Here is an 18579-nt window from a genome sequence, read left to right as displayed (position 1 = left end):
CGATCACTCGCAGGAATCGGAGTCATCAAGCATCGCTGCGCATTCGAGGAGCAGGCGGCCGGGTTGTATCGATCTTCCCAGCCGCCATTCGCTCGGCCAGCCGGGATGCCAGCGCCATGATGGTCAATGCGGGGTTGGCCGAACCCTGGGTGGGACAGACCGACCCGTCGGAGATGAACAGGTTCGGTACGCCCCACACGCGGTGGTCGGCGTCGACCACCGAATTCGCTGGGTTGGTGCCCATCCGAGCGCCGCCGATCAGGTGAGCGAAGCGCTGGATGGTCAGAATGTCCTGGGCGTCGGCAGCATGCAGGATGTCCGCGATCACTTTGGTGGAGTACTTCATGTTGGCCTTATCGTTGTCGCACAGCGTGTAGTCGAACCGGGCGACGGGCAGGCCGTAAGGGTCGCGCTCGTCGGCCAGGGTGACCCGATTGTCGGGTTGCGGCAGCAGCTCGTTGAGCACCCCGACCGTCGCCCAGTGGTTGTAATCGCGCATGTACTCGCGCATGGCCCGGCCCCAAAGTCCTTCGGCGAGCACATGTTCAGCCCAGCCGATGGGCATCGGGGACACGGTCTGGATGGCGAATCCGCGGGCGAATCCCCGGGCGGGGTCGGTCTCGTAGAACTGTTCGGAGCTGACCTCCGGCGGAGGTGCCTTGTACATCCGAACCTCTTCGGGCCACCGGCCCGCGGACTGGGCCGCGCCTTGCACCATCACATAACGCCCGACCTGATCATCGTCGTTTCCCAATCCATCCGGAAACCTCGCGCAGGCCGAGTTCAGCAGCAGACGGGGGGTTTCGATCGAATATCCCGCGACGGCAACCACTTTAGCCCTCTGCAACCGTTCGGAGCCGCCGACCGTGTCGTAGTACACCACGCCCCGCGCCGAACCGTTCTCGTCGAGTTCGACACGGGCGGCCATGCAGTTTGCGCGGATCTCCGTGGCGTGCGCCAAGGCATCGGGCAGGTGCGTGACGTAGGGGCTGGCCTTCGCGTTGACCTTGCAGCCCTGCAGGCAGTAACCGCGGTAGATGCAGTGCGGCCGATTACCGAAGGTGCCGTTGACGATGCCGACGGGCCCCACCCGCATCTCGATCCCGCGCTCCAGCGCTCCGCGCCAGATCTTGGCCGCCGAGCCTGAAATAGGGTGTGGTGAAAAGGGATAACGGTGTGGGTCACCCCACGGCCAGTTCTGTCCGGCGACCGGCAGTTCGAGTTCCACCCGCTCGTAGTGGTGGCGGATGTCTTCGTAGCGGATGGGCCAGTCGGCCCCCACCCCGTCCAGCGTGTAGGTCGCGAAGTCGCTGGGATGGAATCGTGGACAGTAACCCGCGTAATGAACCATGGAGCCGCCCACACCACGTCCGGAGTTGTTCTTGCCCAGCTCGATCGGGTCCTTACCGCCGATGATTCGTTTCTGTGTCCAGTACAGCTCGTGCGCACCGGCCTCGTCGGAGACCCAGTCCTCGTCGGGGTGCCAGAATGGACCGGCCTCGAGAATCACGACGCGCCACCCGGCCCGCGCCAGCCGTTGCGCCAGCACCGAACCACCCGCCCCGGCGCCGATGACCACCAAGTCGACCTCGTCGTCGTCGGGGTAGCGGCGCATGGTCTTCTCGCCCGGCAGATCGCGGGAGTGCACGTCGAGCAGGAATCGGGAATCGTTGTCTCGCGGCGCGATTGCGCCCTTGAACAGACCACGCCAGAAGTCACTCATCACAGCTCACCGCTCTGCTCGACCCGCACCGGGTCTTCATCGGTGGCGCCGGCAGTCTCAAAGGGTTCGCGCGCGGCGGCCGGGCCGGTGGCACCGCCCAGCCTCATGAATCCACGCGGGTAGGCCGGGCCGCCGAACCCGATCTCGTTCCACGCCCACGGGTGAGAGTAGAAGCTGGACAGCACCATTCGCATGCACACCGACCATGCTCGCTTCACGTTCAGGGTGTTCCAAGTCGTGCCCGTCAGCGAGCCCTGCGAGAAGGCCTCGATGATCGCCTCGCGCGTCTGGGGGTCGGCGGCGTCGAAGGAGGCCTTGCCGTAATCCCGGGCGGCGGTCTCGTCGAGCGCCCGCAACACCATCCGGAAGGCGTCGCGGTCGTCGGGCATGTCGGCATACTGGTAGCCGTCGAGGCGACCGTCGGCGAGCTTGCTGTCGACCGACTCGGCCACCGGCACCCGCGGCTCGACATCCTGCGCTAGCACCGTGTCGCAGAACGCCCGCAGACACGGTTCCTCTGCTGCGGTGAAAAAGCGCAGCGGTCCCGGTGGCTCTAACCGTGCCAGCACCATCCTGCGGGTGGCCTCATCCCAGGTGTCGGCCGTTTGCAGCACGTCGAAATCGGGATAGCGGCCGATCATCTGGGGGGTGATGCCAGCTCGTTGTCGGGGGAGCCAGGACGGATGGGGCGGTTTGCGGTCCGCGCGCCGGTTGGGCAAATGGTCGGGGCGGCTGGTGTCGGCCATCGTCGCGCCCCGTCAGCCTCGGAACCGCTCGCGGCGCAGGATCGACGCCAGCAGCCCCATCCCCCCGACCATGCACATCAGGCCCGGTGCCGCGATGGGCGGCCCCATCGGGACGTTGTAAGACGCGTTCTTCCAACCACCCGGCTTGCGCGCCACGCCGCGGGCATGCAGATACTCACCCATCAGGCCGTTCGCGGTGTAAATGCCGGCGGTGATCGGCAACCAGCTCTTGGCCCAGCGCCGGGAGAACACCCCGCCGACGCCCGCGACGACCACCGGCGGGGTCACCACGATGGGGCTCCACATCCATTTGTTGCCAAAGCTGGCCTTGTAATGCTCGAAGTAGATCTCCGCCGTTGTGATGAGCGCGGCTACCGCGGTCAGGCCGGACAACGACCGTTCGAATCGGCCGTGCGCGACGTCGTAGAGCGCCCGTTCGGTCAGGTTTTCGGCCTTGGCGGTCGCCCTGGAACCGGGTTCGCGCTTGCTGACCAGCAACATCGAATCTCCTCCCTGGCTGTGTGTCCCATCCCCAGGCCGCGCGGCCAGCTTTGGGGCACAGGCGGCGGGCCCTCAAAGCAGAAGGTCGCGGTCGACATATCCATGCGCGCGCCACCTCCGGCCGCAGCACGGCCCGGTACCCGGCGCTCGACGGTGTGCTGCACAGACGCGTCGGCAGGGCTGCCACGACTTTGGCATTGGCAACGCGCCCAGCTGTGTATTTCAACCGAGGTGGCCACGACGACGAACGCAGACGCGTCGCGACCGATACGCATTTGCGTTCGTACCCGGTTCCGGCGTCGCTAATCGTCGAGCGTCACGGCGGGCGGCGGAACCACCCGCTTGAGCAAACTGCCTGACCAGAACCGTCAACCGCCGCCGTGTGCCATGATTGCCAAGCTGTCGAGAGAGTGGGGAGCAGCGGTGGAGCTGAACTTGTCGATGATCACGCGGCCGGTGGAACGGCTGGTCGCGACGGCACAGAACGGCCTGGAGGTCTTGCGGCTAGGCGGCCTCGAGACCGGCAGCGTTCCGTCGCCGTCCCAGATCGTCGAAAGCGTGCCGATGTACAAGCTGCGGCGCTACTTCCCCCCGGACAATCGTCCCGGGCAGCGCCCGGTCGGCCCGCCGGTGCTGATGGTGCACCCGATGATGATGTCGGCCGACATGTGGGACGTCACTCGCGACGAGGGTGCCGTCGGCATCCTGCATTCGCACGGCCTGGACTGCTGGGTCATCGACTTCGGATCCCCCGACAAGGTCGAGGGCGGCATGCGCCGCAACCTCACCGACCACATCGTCGCGCTGAGCCAGGCCATTGACACCGTGCGGGAAACCACCGGCAGCGACATCCATCTGGTCGGCTACTCCCAGGGCGGCATGTGGTGCTATCAGGTCGCCGCCTACCGGCGGTCGAAGAGTTTGGCCAGCATCGTGACCTTCGGCTCGCCGGTGGACACCCTGGCCGCCCTGCCGATGGGCATCCCGGCAAACTTCGCCCCGCCGGTCGCCAACTTCATGGCCGATCACGTCTTTAGCCGGCTGGCCATCCCCGGCTGGATGGCCCGTGCCGGCTTCCAGATGCTCGATCCGCTCAAGACCGCCAAGGCCCGGGTCGACTTCGTGCGCCAGCTGCACGACCGTGAGGCGCTGCTGCCTCGCGAACAGCAGCGCAGGTTCCTGGAGCGGGAAGGGTGGATCGCCTGGTCCGGCCCGGCAATCTCCGAACTCCTCAAACAGTTCATCGCGCACAACCGCATGATGACCGGCGGCTTCGCCGTCAATGGGCAGCTGGTCACGCTGACCGACATCAGCTGCCCGGTACTGGCTTTCGTCGGCGAGGTCGACGATATCGGCCAGCCGGCGTCGGTGCGGGGGATCCGGCGGGCGGCGCCCGACGCCGAGGTGTACGAGGCCCGGATCCGCACCGGGCATTTCGGTCTCGTCGTGGGAACCAAAGCGGCGGAGCAGAGTTGGCCCACCGTCGCGGCGTGGGTGGAATGGCTGTCCACCGGTGGTGACAAGCCGTCGGGTATCGACCTGATGGCCGATCAGCCCGAGGAGCACACCGATAGCGGCGTCGCACTCAGTTCGCGGCTCACCCACGGCATCGGCGAAGCGTCGGAGGCGGCCATCGAGTTGGTGCGCGGCGCAACCGGTGCGGTGGTCGCCGCCAACAAGTCGATGCGGACCCTGGCCGTGGAGACTGCACGCACGTTGCCCCGGCTGGCCCGGCTGGGTCAGATCAACGACCACACCCGAATCTCGTTGGGCCGCATCATCACTGAGCAGGCGCAGAGCGCGCCGCGCGGCGAGTTCCTGCTGTTCGATGGTCGGGTGCACACCTACGAGGCCGTCGACCGACGCATCAACAATGTGGTACGCGGCCTGATTCAGGTCGGGGTCCGCCAGGGCGACCGCGTCGGCGTGCTGATGGAGACCAGGCCCAGCGCCCTGGTCGCCATCGCCGCGTTGTCGCGGCTCGGGGCCGTTGCCGTGGTGATGCACCCGGAGACCGATCTGGCGGCGTCGGTGCGGCTGGGGCGGGTCACCGAGATCATGACCGACCCCACCAATCTGGAGGCGTTGCGCGAGTGGTCGGGCCAGGTGCTGGTGCTGGGTGGCGGCGAGACTCGCGATCTGCATCTGCCCGAGGACGGGAACGTCATCGACATGGAGCAGATCGACCCGGACGCGGTCGAGCTGCCCGCCTGGTACCGGCCCAACCCGGGACTGGCCCGCGACTTGGCATTCATCGCGTTCAGCTCCGCCGGCGGCGAGCTGGTCGCCAAGCAGATCACCAATTACCGCTGGGCCGTCTCGGCGTTCGGTACGGCGTCGACGGCCTCCCTCGACCGCCGTGACACCGTGTACTGCCTGACGCCCTTGCACCACGAGTCGGCGTTGTTGGTCGCCCTCGGGGGCGCCGTCGTCGGCGGGACGCGGATCGCGCTGACGCGCGGGCTGCGGCCGGACCGCTTCGTCCACGAGGTGCGCCAGTACGGGGTCACCGTCGTCTCCTACACCTGGGCCATGCTGCGCGACATCGTCGACGATCCGGCATTCGTGTTGCACGGCAACCATCCGGTGCGGCTGTTCATCGGCTCGGGGATGCCGACTGGATTGTGGGAGCGCGTCGTCGAGGCGTTCGCACCCGCGCACGTGGTCGAGTTCTTCGCCACGACGGATGGTCAGGCAGTGTTGGCCAACGTGTCCGGCGTCAAGGTCGGCAGCAAGGGCCGGCCGCTGCCCGGTGCCGGGCGTGTCGAGCTGGGCGCCTACGACGCCGAACACGACCTGATCCTGGAAGACGAACGCGGCTTCGTGCAGGTCGCCGACGTCAATCAGGTGGGCGTGCTGCTGGCGGCGTCGCGCGGGCCCATCGATCCGACGGCGTCGGTCAAACGCGGGGTCTTCGCGCCCGCCGACACCTGGATCTCCACCGAGTACCTGTTCCGCCGCGACGAGGACGGGGACTACTGGTTGCTGGGGCGGCGCGGCTCGGTGGTGCACACCACGCGCGGGGTGGTCTACCCCGAGCAGGTGACCGACGCCCTCGGCATGGTCAACGGCGTCGACCTCGCCGTCACCTACAACGTCCCGTTCAAAAACATGGAGGTGGCGGTGTCGGCGGTGACGTTGCTGCCCGGTGCCAGCATCACGGCCGCGGATCTCACCGTGGCCTTCGCCGACCTGCCCATCGGGCTGGGGCCCGACATCGTGTGCGTGGCGCCGGAGATGACGCTGAGCGCCACCTATCGCCCGACGGTCAGTGCGCTGCGCGCCGCCGGGATCCCCAAGTCGGGGCGCAATGCCTGGTACTTCGATACCGCCACCGAACAGTACCGCCGGTTGACTCCGGCGGTGCGGGCCGAACTGAGTACGGTGTATCAAGGAAACGATGATTGACCAGAACCTGCTGAACATACTGGTGTGTCCGCAGGACCGGGGCCCGCTGCTGCTCTCCGATGACGAGCTGCTCTACAACCCGCGACTGCGCCGCGCCTACCGCATCGAGGACGGCATCCCGGTCCTGTTGATCGACGAGGCGCGCGATGTCGACGACGACGAGCACGCCCGTCTCATCCAGCGCAGCCGTCCGGCAGCTCCCCGGTGAGGTAGCGCTGCAGCGTCGGCGCGATGGTCGCGGCGACCTGCTCGGCCGGCAGCGACGCGAACGGCTCGATCTCCATAATGTAGCGGGTCATCACCACGCCCATGAGTTGCGATGCGACGAACTGGACGCGGATTCGCCCCGTTCCGGGCGGATTGTCAACCCGCGGACCGACTTCGGCGACGATAACGTCTTGCAGAAACGTGCGCACCAGGCTCACCTCAGCCCCGGACAGCAGCGACCGCAGGGTGGCGATCAAACCCGAACCCAGCTCGGAGTCCCAGATCGGCAACAGCAACCGAGGCAGCCGATGGCCGAGTTCGGTCACCGGTGTTTCCCGCAGCGGCATCAACACCGTCATCGGGTCGATCGGCAGGTGGATCGCGGCAGCGAACAGCTGCTGCTTGGTGCCGAAGTAGTGATGCACCAGGGCGGCATCGACGCCCGCCGCGGCGGCCACGGCCCGGATCGACGTTCGGTCAATCCCGTTGCGGGCAAAGAGTTCTCGCGCGCTGGACAGGATGCGTTCGCGGGTGTCGGAGCTTCCCGCCGGCCGGCCGGGCCGCCGGCGGCCGGTGTTGGCGGCCGTCACGCTATGGGGTCCGGCGCCGCAGTGTCGCCGCGGCCAGGCACAGCGCCGCAAAGGCGGAACCCGCCACGACGATCATGTCGCGTACGGCGACACCGGTCAGCTCGGTGTGTGAGTTGACCTGTTGCAGTGCTTCCAGTGCGTAACTGGCCGGCATGACGTTGCTGATCCATTGCAACCAGTCTGGCATCGCCGCGCGCGGGACGATGATGCCGGCCAGCAGCAGCTGCGGCACCATCACCAACGGGATGAACTGGACAGCCTGAAACTCCGTGCGCGCGAAGGCACTACACAGCAAGCCCAGCCCGACGCCCAACACCGCGTTGACGATCGCGATGAGGAACACCCACACCCAGCTGCCCGCGGTGTCGAAGCCGAGGAACCAGAACGACACGATGCACGCCAGGGTGGCCTGCGTGGCCGCGGCGATCGAGAACGCGGTGCCGTAACCGATCAGCAGATCGAGCCGGCGCAGGGGAGTGGTCAGGATGCGTTCCAGGGTGCCCGACGCCCGTTCGCGCTGCATCGTGATCGCGGTGATGATGAACATCACGAACAGCGGAAACAGGCCGAGCAGGATCAGACATGCGCTGTTGAACGGTGACGGTGTGCCGGGAAGATGCCGTGCATTGTGAAACATGAAGTACATCAACGTGATAACCAGGATCGGAACCACGAGGATCATGGCGACGCTGCGGTGATCGGAAATCAGCTGGCGTAGGATCCGCGATGTGGTCGCGGTGTAGCCGTTGCGGCTCATCCAGCTGTGGGACCCGCGTTCTGCATGATGTTGCGCTTGATGATGGACAGAAATGCGTCCTCCAGTGACGTGCATCCGGTGTCCTCTCTGAGTTGGGCGGGCGTGGTGTGTGCGACCAGGGCGCCTTCGCGCATCAGCAACAGGTCTTTGCAGTGCTCGGCCTCGTCCATCACGTGACTGGAGACCAGCAGGGTCGTCCCCCCGCGGGCGAGGTCGGTGAACTGCTCCCAAAGGTCCGCCCGCAGCACCGGATCCAGTCCGACCGTGGGCTCGTCGAGCACCAGCAGCTCCGGTTCGCAGACCAGCGCGCAGGACAACGAGACCCTGGTGCGCTGGCCCCCGGACAGGTTGGCGCAGATGGCGGTCCGGTGATCGCTGAGTCCGACGCGCTCGATCGCCGCGTCGGCGGCGTCACCGTCGAAGCCGTACAGCGACGCGAAATAGCGAACGTTGTCGATGATTCGCAGGTCGTTGTAGATGGTTGGATCCTGCGGCAGATACCCGATGCGGCGGCGCAGCGCCGCGCAGCCCGCGGGCTTGCCGAGCACGGTGACCGTGCCCGAGCTGATGATCTGGGTGCCGACGATGCAGCGGATCAGCGTGGTCTTACCGCAGCCGGAAGGGCCGAGTATGCCGGTGATGCTGCCCTTCGCGATCTGCACGGAGAAGTCGTGCAGGGCCGGGCGGTTGCCCCGAATCACCCGAAGGTGGTCGATGTCGACGGCCGGTTCGGTACCGCCCACAGGTAATTCATCATGAGATGAAATCATCATGTGATGAATATCCGCCGGGAGCGCGAACCTGTCAAGAGTCTGGGCTCGCGAGATTGTCACTAGCAACGGACTTACTCGCGAAACGCGTCGGTAGTTACAGCCTCGCGCTGCTTATTGATGCCCCTGTACGCCTTCGGCGTACGCGGTCTCGGCGTGCTGAGTGAAGTCGACGCCGGCGATCTCGTCCTCGGGGCTGACCCGGAAGCCCATGAAGCGGTCGATCATCTTCGCCAGGCCGTAGGACACGCCGAACGCATAGGCCGCGACGACGACGATCGCGAGCGACTGCTTGCCCAGTTGGGCCAGGCCGCCGCCGTAGAGCAGGCCCTGCGGTCCCGCCGTCATGACAGCCGTGGCCAGCAGCCCGATCAAGAACACCCCGACGACGCCTCCGACGAAGTGCACACCGACGACGTCGAGCGAATCGTCGTAGTTGAATCGGAATTTCGCGGCCACCGCGAAGGAGCACACGACGCCGGCGGCCAGCCCGACCACCGTGGCGCCGAAGGTATTGACGGTGCCGCACGACGGGGTGATCGCGACCAGCCCAGCCACCACGCCGGACGCTGCACCGAACGTCGTGGGTTTGCCGTCGCGGATCCGTTCGACTGCTAACCAGCCCAGCATGCCGAGGCAGCCGGCGACGAGGGTGTTCAAGAAGATCGCCGCGGCAGTTCCGTTGGCGGCCAACGCGGATCCGGCGTTGAAGCCGAACCAGCCGAACCAGAGCAGGCCGACGCCGAGCAAGACGAGCGGCAGATTGTGCGGGCGCATGGCGTCCTTCTTGAAACCAATCCGAGGTCCCAGCACCAGCGCCAGGGCCAGCGCCGAGGAGCCGGAGACGATCTCGACGACTAAGCCGCCCGCATAGTCGAGCACTCCTAGCCTCGCCAGCCAGCCGTCGGGCCCCCACACCCAGTGCGCGACAACCGAATACACAACGATCGCCCAGAGCGGCACAAACACCATCCAGGCGGCGAACTTGGCGCGGTCCGCGATCGCGCCGCTGACCAGGGCGGCCGTGATAATCGCGAAGGTCAACTGGAAGGTCGCATACAGCAGCTCCGGCACCGCGCCATGGGTGGTGCTCGGCGTGATGCCCAGCAGCCCGATGTGATCCAACCCGCCGAGCAGGCCACCCGTCCCACCATCGGTGAAGGCGACCGTGTAACCGAGGAGCAGCCAAGCCACCGTGACCAACGGGATCGAGATGAAACTCATCATGATCATGTTGAGCACGCCGGTCGTACGGACCATGCCGCCGTAGAAGATGGCCAGGCCCGGGGTCATCAAGAGGACCAATGCGGTACTAGCCAGCAGCCACGCGGTGGCGGCGGGGTCGATCGATTGCATGGTTGGGCGCCTCCTTGCGTCCGGGGGTCGCGCGACACCGGGATATTGCCACGCCGGAGTAGCCGGTAGGTTCGCTGGGTGTCCGCAGGCCAGCTCGTCGTCGACCCGGTCGAAGCAGCGCACCGACTGCTGGGAGCCACCCTCACCGGGCGCGGTGTCAGCGGGGTCGTCGTCGAGGTCGAAGCCTACGGCGGGGTGCCCGACGGCCCGTGGCCGGACGCGGCGGCGCACTCCTACCGCGGCCGCAGCGGCCGCAACGCGGTGATGTTCGGGCCGCCCGGCCGGCTGTACACCTACCGCAGCCATGGCATCCATGTGTGCGCCAACGTCTCGTGCGGGCCCGACGGGACCGCCGCCGCGGTGCTGCTGCGCGCGGCGGTCATCACCGAGGGTGTCGAGGTCGCCCAGGCCAGGCGTGGCCCGGCGGTGCGTACCATCGCGTTGGCCCGGGGCCCCGGAAATCTCTGCTCCGCCCTCGGAATTGCCATGTCCGACAATGGAATTGATCTGTTCGACGCCGACAGCCCGATTCGCCTGACCTTGAATGCCGCCGATGGCGCGGTCGCGGGTCCGCGGGTCGGTGTCAGTCAGGCCGCGGATCGGCCGTGGCGACTGTGGCTTGCCGGCCGGCCGGAAGTCTCGGCGTACCGGCGAAGTCCGCGGGCACCCGCGCCCGGCGCCAGCGACTAGCCTCTTACCCCATGATCCTCGACGAGCTGGGCTGGCGCGGGCTGATCGCGCAGTCCACCGACCTCGACGCCCTGGCCGCCGAAGTGCGGCGCGGGCCGATCACGGTGTACGCCGGTTTCGACCCCACCGCGCCCAGCCTGCACGCGGGCCATCTGGTGCCGCTGCTGGCGTTGCGCCGCTTCCAGCGGGCCGGCCATCGTCCGATCGTGTTGGCCGGCGGGGCCACCGGCATGATCGGCGACCCGCGTGAGGTCGGGGAGCGCAGCCTCAACGAGGCCGACATCGTCGCCGAGTGGACGGAGCGGATTCGCGGTCAGCTGGAGCGCTTCGTGGATTTCTCGACGGACGGGGACTCACCGACCGACGCTCTCGTCGTCAACAACCTCGACTGGACGGGCCCGATGTCGGCGATCGAGTTCCTGCGCGACCTCGGCAAGCACTTCTCGGTCAACGTGATGCTCGATCGCGACACCATCCGGCGGCGGCTCGAGGGCGACGGAATCTCCTACACCGAGTTCAGCTACATGCTGCTGCAGGCCAACGATTACGTCGAACTGCACCAGCGGCACAACTGCACGCTGCAGATCGGTGGTTCGGATCAGTGGGGCAACATCATCGCCGGGGTACGCCTGGTGCGTCAGAAGCTGGGCGCGTCGGTGCACGCGCTCACGGTGCCGCTGGTCACCTCGGCCGACGGCACTAAGTTCGGCAAATCCACCGGCGGCGGGAACCTGTGGCTAGATCCCCAGCTGACCAGCCCGTATGCCTGGTATCAGTACTTCGTCAACACCGCTGACGCCGACGTGATCCGCTACCTGCGCTGGTTCACCTTCCTTTCCGCCGAGGAGCTCGCCGAATTGGAGCAGGCCACCGTCGAGCGTCCGCAACAACGCGCCGCCCAGCGGCGTCTGGCAACCGAACTCACCGTCCTGGTGCACGGTGAACAGGCCACCGCGGCCGTCGAACACGCCAGCCGGGCGTTGTTCGGTCAGGGTGAATTGGGCCGCCTCGACGAGGCGACGCTGGCCGCGGCGCTGCGCGAAACGTCGGTCGCCGAGCTCAAACCGGGCGGCCCCGACGGGATCGTCGACTTGCTAGTGGCCACCGGACTGTCGGCCAGCAAAGGCGCGGCCCGACGCACCATCGGCGAGGGCGGCGTGTCGGTCAACAACGTTCGGGTGGACAGTGACGAATGGACGCCGCAAGCCTCGGATTTCCTGCACGGCCGGTGGCTGGTTTTGCGGCGTGGCAAGCGCAACATCGCCGGAATCGAGAAGGTCTAGACGGGTTTCAGCGGGGACCTCGTCATCGGTGGGGAAGCCGATTTGTCGAGTAGGGGAAGCCTCGTGAAGGAGCGACGAGATCCCCGCTGTGCCAATAAGTTTTGCGGCTTCCGAGGCGCGCCGCCATCCCACAACCGGATGAACTCTGGGTGGATTCGGTTGTCCTCCATTCGGCGGACAACGCGGTCAAATCGCCCGCACGGCACGGGGCGTGGCATATTGCCCGCGCTGGTGTCAAGAACCTCGGAGCAAAACGCGTTGGTGTGCAAACCTTTACCGGGCCGTGCCCCGAACGTGACACTGGGTGGCCACTGTAGTCACAGTGATTTCGCGCACCCACCGAGCCGTGCCCGCCGCGGGACAGGCCAAGGCCTTCGGATTCGTCGTATTGACCGCGAGCTTGATCACCGCCGCCGCGACGGTGGCGGCGCCCATCCGTGCCGACATGGCCGGCAACCGCTTTTTGTCGGCGCTGACGAATGCCGGCATTGCGGTCACTCAGCCGGCCACGGCTGTCGCCGCGGGTCAGTCGGTCTGTCCGATGCTGCTGGAGCCGGGCCAGTCGTTCGACTCGGTGGTCTCGGAGATGGCCTCCGGGAGCGGCATGACCGAGAAGAACGCCGGCATCTTCACCATCGTCGCGATCGCGACGTTTTGTCCTGCGATGATCGCGCCGCTGATACCGGACCGGTTCAAGGCGTAGCGGGATCGCCACCTGGATGCCCGTATCCTTTCGGGGGAGTCCGGGAGCAATCGAGGTGAACGACACGAGTGGGCGACGACAGGCAGCGCCACAACGGCGAACGACGCCCGCGACCGGCGTCTGGGGGTGCACCGAGACGTGGGCCACGCACGCCGCGCGAGGGTAATTGGTCAGGGCCGGGCCGGGCGCGGTCGGCGCAACCGCAGTCCGGCGGCGAGACCGATCGGCCGGACGGCCGGGCCGACAGCGGGCCGGCGATACCTCCCGGTGTCGATGCCAAGCAGTTGGCCCCCGAAATCCGCGGCGAACTGAGCACGTTGGACCGTGCTACCGCCGAGGCGGTAGCACGCCACCTCGTCGCGGCGGGCGAGCTGATGGACGAGGACCCCGAAGCCGCGCTCAACCACGCGCGCGCCGCCCGGGCCCGGTCCAGCCGGATCGCCGCCATCCGCGAAGCCGTCGGCATCGCGGCCTACCGGTACGGCGATTGGGCACAGGCGCTGTCGGAGTTGCGGGCCGCCCGCCGCATGGGCAGCAAGTCGTCGTTGCTCGCGCTGATCGCGGATTGCGAACGCGGACTTGGCCGTCCGGAGCGGGCGATCGAACTGGCCCGGGGCGACGAGGCGGCGCAGCTGACCGGTGACGACGCCGACGAACTGCGCATCGTGGTCGCGGGTGCACGCTCGGATCTGGGGCAGCTCGAGCAAGCGCTGACCGTGTTATCGACACCGCAACTGGACCCGAGCCGCACCGGCGCGACGGCCGCCCGGCTGTTTTACGCCTACGCCGACACGTTGCTGGCGCTCGGCCGAGCGGACGAAGCGTTGCAATGGTTTTTGCGTTCGGCGGCCGCCGACGTCGACGGCGTCACCGACGCCGAGGACCGGGTGGCCGAGCTGGGCACGAGCGAAGAGCAATGAAAAGTCTTGCGCAGGAACATGATTGCCTGTTGATCGACTTGGACGGGACGGTGTTTCGCGGCCACCGTCCCACCGACGGTGCGGTGCAGACTCTGGATGAACTGCGCGTGCGCAAACTGTTTGTCACCAACAACGCCTCCCGCAGCGCCGACGAAGTGGCGGCGCATCTGCGCGATCTCGGCTTTACCGCTGCCGCCGACGACGTCGTCACCAGCGCCCAGAGCGCCGCGCGGCTGCTTTCTGTTGAACTGACGCCGAATTCGCCGGTGCTGATCGTGGGCACCGACTCCTTGGCCAACGAGATCGCCGCGGTCGGCCTGCGCCCGGTGCGACGGTTCGAGGACAACCCCGTCGCCGTCGTCCAGGGCCTTTCGATGACGATCGGCTGGGCCGAACTCGCCGAGGCCGCGCTGGCCATCCGCGCGGGCGCGTTATGGGTGGCGGCCAACGTCGATCCGACGCTGCCCACCGAACGCGGCCTACTGCCCGGCAACGGATCGCTGGTGGCCGCGCTGCGGGCGGCCACCGGCGCCGAACCCAGAGTGGCCGGAAAACCCGCCCCGACGCTGCTCACCGATGCGGTCGGTCGCGGTGACTACCGCGCGCCGCTGGTGATCGGCGATCGGTTGGACACCGACATCGAGGGCGCCAACGCCGCTCGACTGCCCAGCCTGATGGTGCTGACCGGCGTGAACAGCGCGCGCGACGCCGTGTACGCCATACCCGAGCAGCGCCCCACCTACATCGGTCACGACCTGCGGGCATTGCACCAGGACCGCGCGGTGCTGGCGGTTGGGCCGCAGCGGGGCTGGACCGTGGAGGTCGGCGACGGCGACATCACGGTACGCAGCGACGAGCCGGCGGACGGAGACAGTCTGTCCATCGTGCGCGCGGTCGCCAACGCGCTATGGGCTGCCCCGGCGCGGCCGGCCCGCATCCGGCCCGGTGACGACCGGGCCCGCGACGCGCTCGAGCGCTGGTCTCTCGTGCATGAGGGCTGACCGGTGACTACCGTAGAACCGCAATGAATATCGATCCTGATCAGATTCGCGCCGACATCGACAACCTGTTGGCGCAGTTGCCCGAGCTGGCCGATGCGCAACACCGGGAAAACGGGCCGTCCCTCGCAGAGCTGGAAGACATCGCCCGGCGCCTGTCCGAGGCGCACGATGTGCTGCTGCAGGCGCTGGAGTCGGCGGAGAAGGGCTGAGTGCAGGCATGGCGCGGCGCGCCCGTGTTGACGCCGAGCTGGTCCGGCGCGGTTTGGCGCGATCCCGCCAGCAGGCAGCCGAGTTGATCGGCGCCGGGAAGGTCAGCATCGACGGCATGCCGGCGGTCAAGCCGGCCACCGCCGTGCCGGTCACCGCGGCGCTGACCGTCACCGACGACGGCGAGCGCCGCTGGGTGTCGCGCGGTGCCCACAAACTTCTCGGCGCCCTGGATGCCTTCAACATCCCGGTCGCAGACCGGCGCTGCCTGGACGCCGGTGCATCGACCGGCGGTTTCACTGAGGTGCTGTTGGATCGCGGCGCGGCCGAGGTCGTGGCCGTCGACGTGGGATACGGCCAGTTGGCCTGGTCGCTGCGCTCGGATCCGCGGGTCATGGTGGTAGAGCGGACCAATGTCCGCGACCTGTCGCCGGAGGCGATCGGCGGGCGTGTCGACCTGATCGTCGCCGACCTGTCGTTTATCTCGTTGTCGACCGTGTTGCCCGCGCTGGCTGGTTGCGCGTGGCCGGGCGCGGATATCGTTCCCATGGTGAAGCCGCAGTTTGAAGTCGGGAAGGGCCAGGTGGGCGCTGGCGGGGTCGTGCACGACGCCGCGTTGCGCGCCGACGCGGTGCTGGCTGTCGCCGGGGGGGTGGGCGAGCTGGGTTGGCACACGGTCGACGTGACGGCCAGTCCGCTGCCGGGACCGTCGGGCAACGTCGAATATTTCCTGTGGCTGCGCGCCGAAACCGATCGGGGGTTGTCCGCCGACGGATTAGTCGACGCGGTGCGGCGCGCGGTGAGTGAGGGCCCACAATGACCCCCGAACGGACCCCCGAACGGACCATTCTGCTGGTCGTGCACACCGGACGCGACGAAGCCACCGAGACCGCGCGCCGGGTACAGAAAGTGTTGAGCGACAACGCTATTGGGCTTCGACTTTTGTCGGCCGAGGCCGTCCACCGGGGGCCGCTGAAGTTTGTGCCCGAAGACATGCGGGCGATGGGCGTCGAGATCGAGGTTGTCGACGCCGAGGCGGATGCCGCCGAGGGCTGCGAGCTGGTCCTCGTCCTCGGCGGCGATGGCACCTTTCTGCGCGCGGCCGAACTTGCCCGCAACGCCGACATTCCGGTGCTGGGCGTGAACCTGGGCCGCATCGGTTTTCTCGCCGAGGCCGAAGCGGAGGCCATCGACACCGTGCTGGAACACGTGGTCGCGCGGGATTACCGGGTCGAGGAGCGCCTCACTCTGGATATCGCGGTACGCCACCGCGGGCGCGTCATCGACCACGGTTGGGCGCTCAACGAAGCCAGCCTGGAAAAGGGGCCGCGGCTGGGCGTGCTGGGCGTGGTTGTCGAGATTGAAGGACGACCGGTGTCGACGTTCGGGTGCGACGGAATCCTGGTCTCGACGCCGACCGGATCGACCGCCTACGCGTTCTCCGCCGGCGGTCCAGTGCTGTGGCCGGACCTGGAGGCAATCCTGGTGGTGCCCAATAACGCGCACGCGTTGTTCGGCCGCCCGATGGTGACCAGCCCGGATGCCACGATCGCGATCGAAATCGAGGCGAACGGCAACGATGCCCTGGTGTTCTGCGACGGTCGCCGGGAAATGCTGCTGCCCGCCGGCGGACGGCTCGAGGTGAAACGCTGTGACACGGCAGTGAAATGGGCCCGCTTGGACAGTGCGCCGTTCACCGACCGCTTGGTACGCAAGTTCCGGTTGCCCGTCACCGGTTGGCGTGGAAAGTAACGGCGCTGCAGCGGGGCTGACGCGATGCTGACCGAAATCCGAATCGAGTCGCTGGGTGCGATCGACGCTGCGGTCGGCGAGTTCGACCGCGGCCTGACCGTGCTGACCGGCGAGACCGGCACCGGCAAGACCATGGTGGTAACCGGTTTGCACCTGCTCGGCGGCGCTCGTGCCGATCCCAACCGGGTGCGGTCCGGCGCCGACCGCGCGGTCGTCGAAGGTCGTTTCACCACAGCCGATCTCGACGACGCAGCGGTCGCCCAGCTGGACGAGCTGTTGGCGGCCTCGGGTGGGGAGCGCGATGAGGATGGCAGCGTGATCGCGCTGCGCTCGGTCAGCCGGGACGGTCCGTCGCGGGCGTACCTGGGCGGACGTAGCGTGCCCGCTAAGTCGTTGGGCGACTTCACCGCCGAACTTCTCACCCTGCATGGGCAGAACGACCAGCTGCGGCTGATGCGGCCCGAGGAGCAACGCGGCGCGCTGGACCGCTTCGCGCAGGCGGGTCCGGCACTGGAGCGCTACCGCAAGCTGCGCGACGCCTGGCTGTCGGCCCGGCGCGACCTGTTGGACCGTCGCGGTCGGATGCGCGAATTGGCGCTCGAAGCCGACCGACTTACGTTTGCGCTCAACGAGATCGACGCGGTTGACCCACAACCCGGCGAAGACGAGGCCCTCATCGCCGATATCGTGCGCCTTTCCGAGCTGGACACCCTCCGCGAGGCGGCGGCCGCCGCCCGGGCGGGGCTCTCCAGCGACGACGTGTCGGGCGGCACCGCCGCCGACAGCCTCGGAAGGGCAAGGGCAGCACTGCAATCCACTGACGACACCACGCTGCAGGCGCTGGCCGAACAGATCGGGCAGGCCTTGACCATCGTCGTCGACGCCGCCCAGGAACTCGGCGGCTACCTGGACGAGTTGCCCGTCGACGCGAGCGCGCTGGAGTCCAAGCTGGCCCGGCAGGCTGAGCTGCGCACGCTGACCCGCAAGTACGCCGCCGATATCGACGGTGTGCTGCGCTGGGCGGCCGAATCCCGTGACCGGCTGGCGCAGCTCGACGTGTCCGAGGAAGGCCTGGCCGCGCTGGAGCGCCGGGTCGACGAGCTCGCCGGTGAATTGGCCGAAGCCGCAATCGATCTCAGCAAGTGCCGGCGCAAGGCCGCCAAACGGCTGGCCAAGGAGGTGACCGCGGAGCTGTCCGGGTTGGCGATGGCCGATGCGGAGTTCACCATCGAGGTGCGTCCCGATATCGCCTCGGACAGGGAGGCCCAAGACGACTCGGTCGGCCTCTCGGTGTCCCTCGGAAACTCTGGGGGGCAAGGCGGGCCGACGCTGGTCCGGGCCGGCAGCGATGGCATCGACGAAATCGAGTTCGGCTTCGCCGCCCACCGCGGCATGACCGTGCTGCCGCTGGCGAAGAGCGCCTCCGGTGGTGAGCTCTCTCGGGTGATGCTGGCGCTGGAAGTGGTGCTGGCCTCCTCGCGCAAGATTTCACATGGCACCACGATGGTGTTCGACGAGGTCGACGCCGGCGTGGGGGGCCGGGCCGCGGTGCAGATCGGACGGCGGCTGGCGCGGCTGGCGCGCACCCATCAGGTCATCGTGGTCACGCATCTGCCCCAGGTCGCGGCGTACGCCGACGTGCATCTGGTGGTGCATGCCGCCGGCCCGCGCGGGACCAGTGTGGTGCGCCGGGTGAAGGACGACGAGCGAGTCGCCGAGCTGGCGCGGATGCTGGCCGGCCTGGGCGAATCCGACAGCGGTCGCGCTCACGCGCGGGAGCTGCTCGACGCGGCCCAGAAGGACGAGATCTAAGTTCGGGCGCCAACCGAGCGTCGAGTGGTTGTGGCGGAGCGGGCGGCCGCGGCCCGACACGTCGACGTTTGAGACGGGATCGGAACTCGCCTGTTACTGATGTGACTCTAGATAACTTATGGGGCGGATGTTACGGCGCGCCTCCCCGCCTCG

General features: G+C 67.8%; 18 protein-coding genes. 11 read left to right on the top strand and 7 right to left on the bottom strand.

The features are described from left to right. Positions 1-25: 25 nt before the first annotated feature. From G6N33_RS26970 to G6N33_RS26960, 3 genes are read right to left on the bottom strand one after another with little or no spacing between them, the layout of a single operon-like run. Positions 26-1723: a GMC family oxidoreductase gene (locus G6N33_RS26970; RefSeq protein WP_044505598.1), complete on the bottom strand. Its 1698-nt coding sequence runs from the start codon at positions 1721-1723 to the stop codon at positions 26-28. After that, the gene (locus G6N33_RS26965; RefSeq protein WP_101528583.1) at positions 1723-2469 is read right to left on the bottom strand and encodes a gluconate 2-dehydrogenase subunit 3 family protein; all 747 of its coding nucleotides are present in this window, start codon (positions 2467-2469) and stop codon (positions 1723-1725) included. Before G6N33_RS26965 ends, G6N33_RS26970 begins: the two co-directional genes overlap by 1 nt. A 12-nt stretch (positions 2470-2481) precedes the next feature. Continuing rightward, on the bottom strand, positions 2482-2970 hold the full coding sequence (locus tag G6N33_RS26960) for a hypothetical protein (RefSeq protein ID WP_044505600.1): 489 nt from the start codon (positions 2968-2970) through the stop codon (positions 2482-2484). 441 nt (positions 2971-3411) lie between these two features. Here G6N33_RS26960 and G6N33_RS26955 point away from each other — a divergent pair, with 441 nt between their 5' ends. Both G6N33_RS26955 and G6N33_RS26950 read left to right on the top strand, forming a co-directional pair. Continuing rightward, a complete protein-coding gene (locus G6N33_RS26955; RefSeq protein ID WP_231382637.1) occupies positions 3412-6378 on the top strand; it encodes an acyl-CoA synthetase in 2967 nt (988 codons plus the stop codon). Next, entirely contained in the window at positions 6371-6586 is a 216-nt protein-coding gene (locus G6N33_RS26950; RefSeq protein WP_044505603.1) for a Trm112 family protein, read from the top strand. Before G6N33_RS26955 ends, G6N33_RS26950 begins: the two co-directional genes overlap by 8 nt. Here the strand turns inward: G6N33_RS26950 and G6N33_RS26945 are convergent. The 4 genes from G6N33_RS26945 to G6N33_RS26930 all read right to left on the bottom strand — a co-directional run bounded on the left by G6N33_RS26945 (position 6552) and on the right by G6N33_RS26930 (position 10058). Then, a complete protein-coding gene (locus G6N33_RS26945) occupies positions 6552-7175 on the bottom strand; it encodes a TetR/AcrR family transcriptional regulator (protein WP_044505604.1) in 624 nt (207 codons plus the stop codon). The genes G6N33_RS26950 and G6N33_RS26945 overlap by 35 nt on opposite strands. Before the next feature lies 1 nt (position 7176). Continuing rightward, a complete protein-coding gene (locus G6N33_RS26940; RefSeq protein ID WP_179962650.1) occupies positions 7177-7932 on the bottom strand; it encodes an ABC transporter permease in 756 nt (251 codons plus the stop codon). Further along, on the bottom strand, positions 7929-8705 hold the full coding sequence (locus G6N33_RS26935) for an ABC transporter ATP-binding protein (protein WP_044505606.1): 777 nt from the start codon (positions 8703-8705) through the stop codon (positions 7929-7931). Before G6N33_RS26935 ends, G6N33_RS26940 begins: the two co-directional genes overlap by 4 nt. Positions 8706-8816: 111 nt before the next feature. After that, complete coding sequence (locus G6N33_RS26930; protein ID WP_044505607.1) at positions 8817-10058, bottom strand: ammonium transporter; 1242 nt, start codon at positions 10056-10058, stop codon at positions 8817-8819. 78 nt (positions 10059-10136) lie between these two features. On the opposite strand from G6N33_RS26930, the gene G6N33_RS26925 reads away from it, so the two are divergent. The 9 genes from G6N33_RS26925 to recN all read left to right on the top strand — a co-directional run bounded on the left by G6N33_RS26925 (position 10137) and on the right by recN (position 18426). Next, complete coding sequence (locus G6N33_RS26925; protein ID WP_044505608.1) at positions 10137-10748, top strand: DNA-3-methyladenine glycosylase; 612 nt, start codon at positions 10137-10139, stop codon at positions 10746-10748. 11 nt (positions 10749-10759) lie between these two features. Beyond that, positions 10760-12031 (top strand): tyrosine--tRNA ligase, encoded by a 1272-nt coding sequence (gene tyrS, locus G6N33_RS26920; RefSeq protein WP_044505609.1) that lies wholly within the window; start codon positions 10760-10762, stop codon positions 12029-12031. Positions 12032-12377: 346 nt separating this feature from the next. Continuing rightward, positions 12378-12734 (top strand): DUF732 domain-containing protein, encoded by a 357-nt coding sequence (locus G6N33_RS26915; RefSeq protein WP_044505617.1) that lies wholly within the window; start codon positions 12378-12380, stop codon positions 12732-12734. Positions 12735-12802: 68 nt separating this feature from the next. Continuing rightward, entirely contained in the window at positions 12803-13654 is an 852-nt protein-coding gene (locus G6N33_RS26910; protein WP_081661930.1) for a tetratricopeptide repeat protein, read from the top strand. Further along, a complete protein-coding gene (locus G6N33_RS26905) occupies positions 13651-14655 on the top strand; it encodes an HAD-IIA family hydrolase (protein WP_044505621.1) in 1005 nt (334 codons plus the stop codon). Before G6N33_RS26910 ends, G6N33_RS26905 begins: the two co-directional genes overlap by 4 nt. 23 nt (positions 14656-14678) lie before the next feature. Beyond that, positions 14679-14864 (top strand): hypothetical protein, encoded by a 186-nt coding sequence (locus G6N33_RS26900; RefSeq protein WP_044505622.1) that lies wholly within the window; start codon positions 14679-14681, stop codon positions 14862-14864. Positions 14865-14872: 8 nt separating this feature from the next. Then, complete coding sequence (locus G6N33_RS26895) at positions 14873-15682, top strand: TlyA family RNA methyltransferase (protein WP_044505624.1); 810 nt, start codon at positions 14873-14875, stop codon at positions 15680-15682. Continuing rightward, positions 15679-16614: an NAD kinase gene (locus G6N33_RS26890; protein ID WP_044505625.1), complete on the top strand. Its 936-nt coding sequence runs from the start codon at positions 15679-15681 to the stop codon at positions 16612-16614. Before G6N33_RS26895 ends, G6N33_RS26890 begins: the two co-directional genes overlap by 4 nt. 24 nt (positions 16615-16638) lie before the next feature. Beyond that, positions 16639-18426 carry a DNA repair protein RecN gene (recN, locus tag G6N33_RS26885; RefSeq protein WP_101528581.1) on the top strand — a complete coding sequence of 596 codons (1788 nt, stop codon included), beginning with the start codon at positions 16639-16641 and terminating at the stop codon, positions 18424-18426. Positions 18427-18579 lie beyond the last annotated feature (153 nt).

Origin of the sequence: Mycobacterium simiae (assembly GCF_010727605.1) — a bacterium.
GTDB lineage: Bacteria > Actinomycetota > Actinomycetes > Mycobacteriales > Mycobacteriaceae > Mycobacterium > Mycobacterium simiae.
The sequence above is the reverse complement of the archived record's forward strand: the minus strand, read 5'-3'. Positions and strand labels throughout refer to the sequence as shown.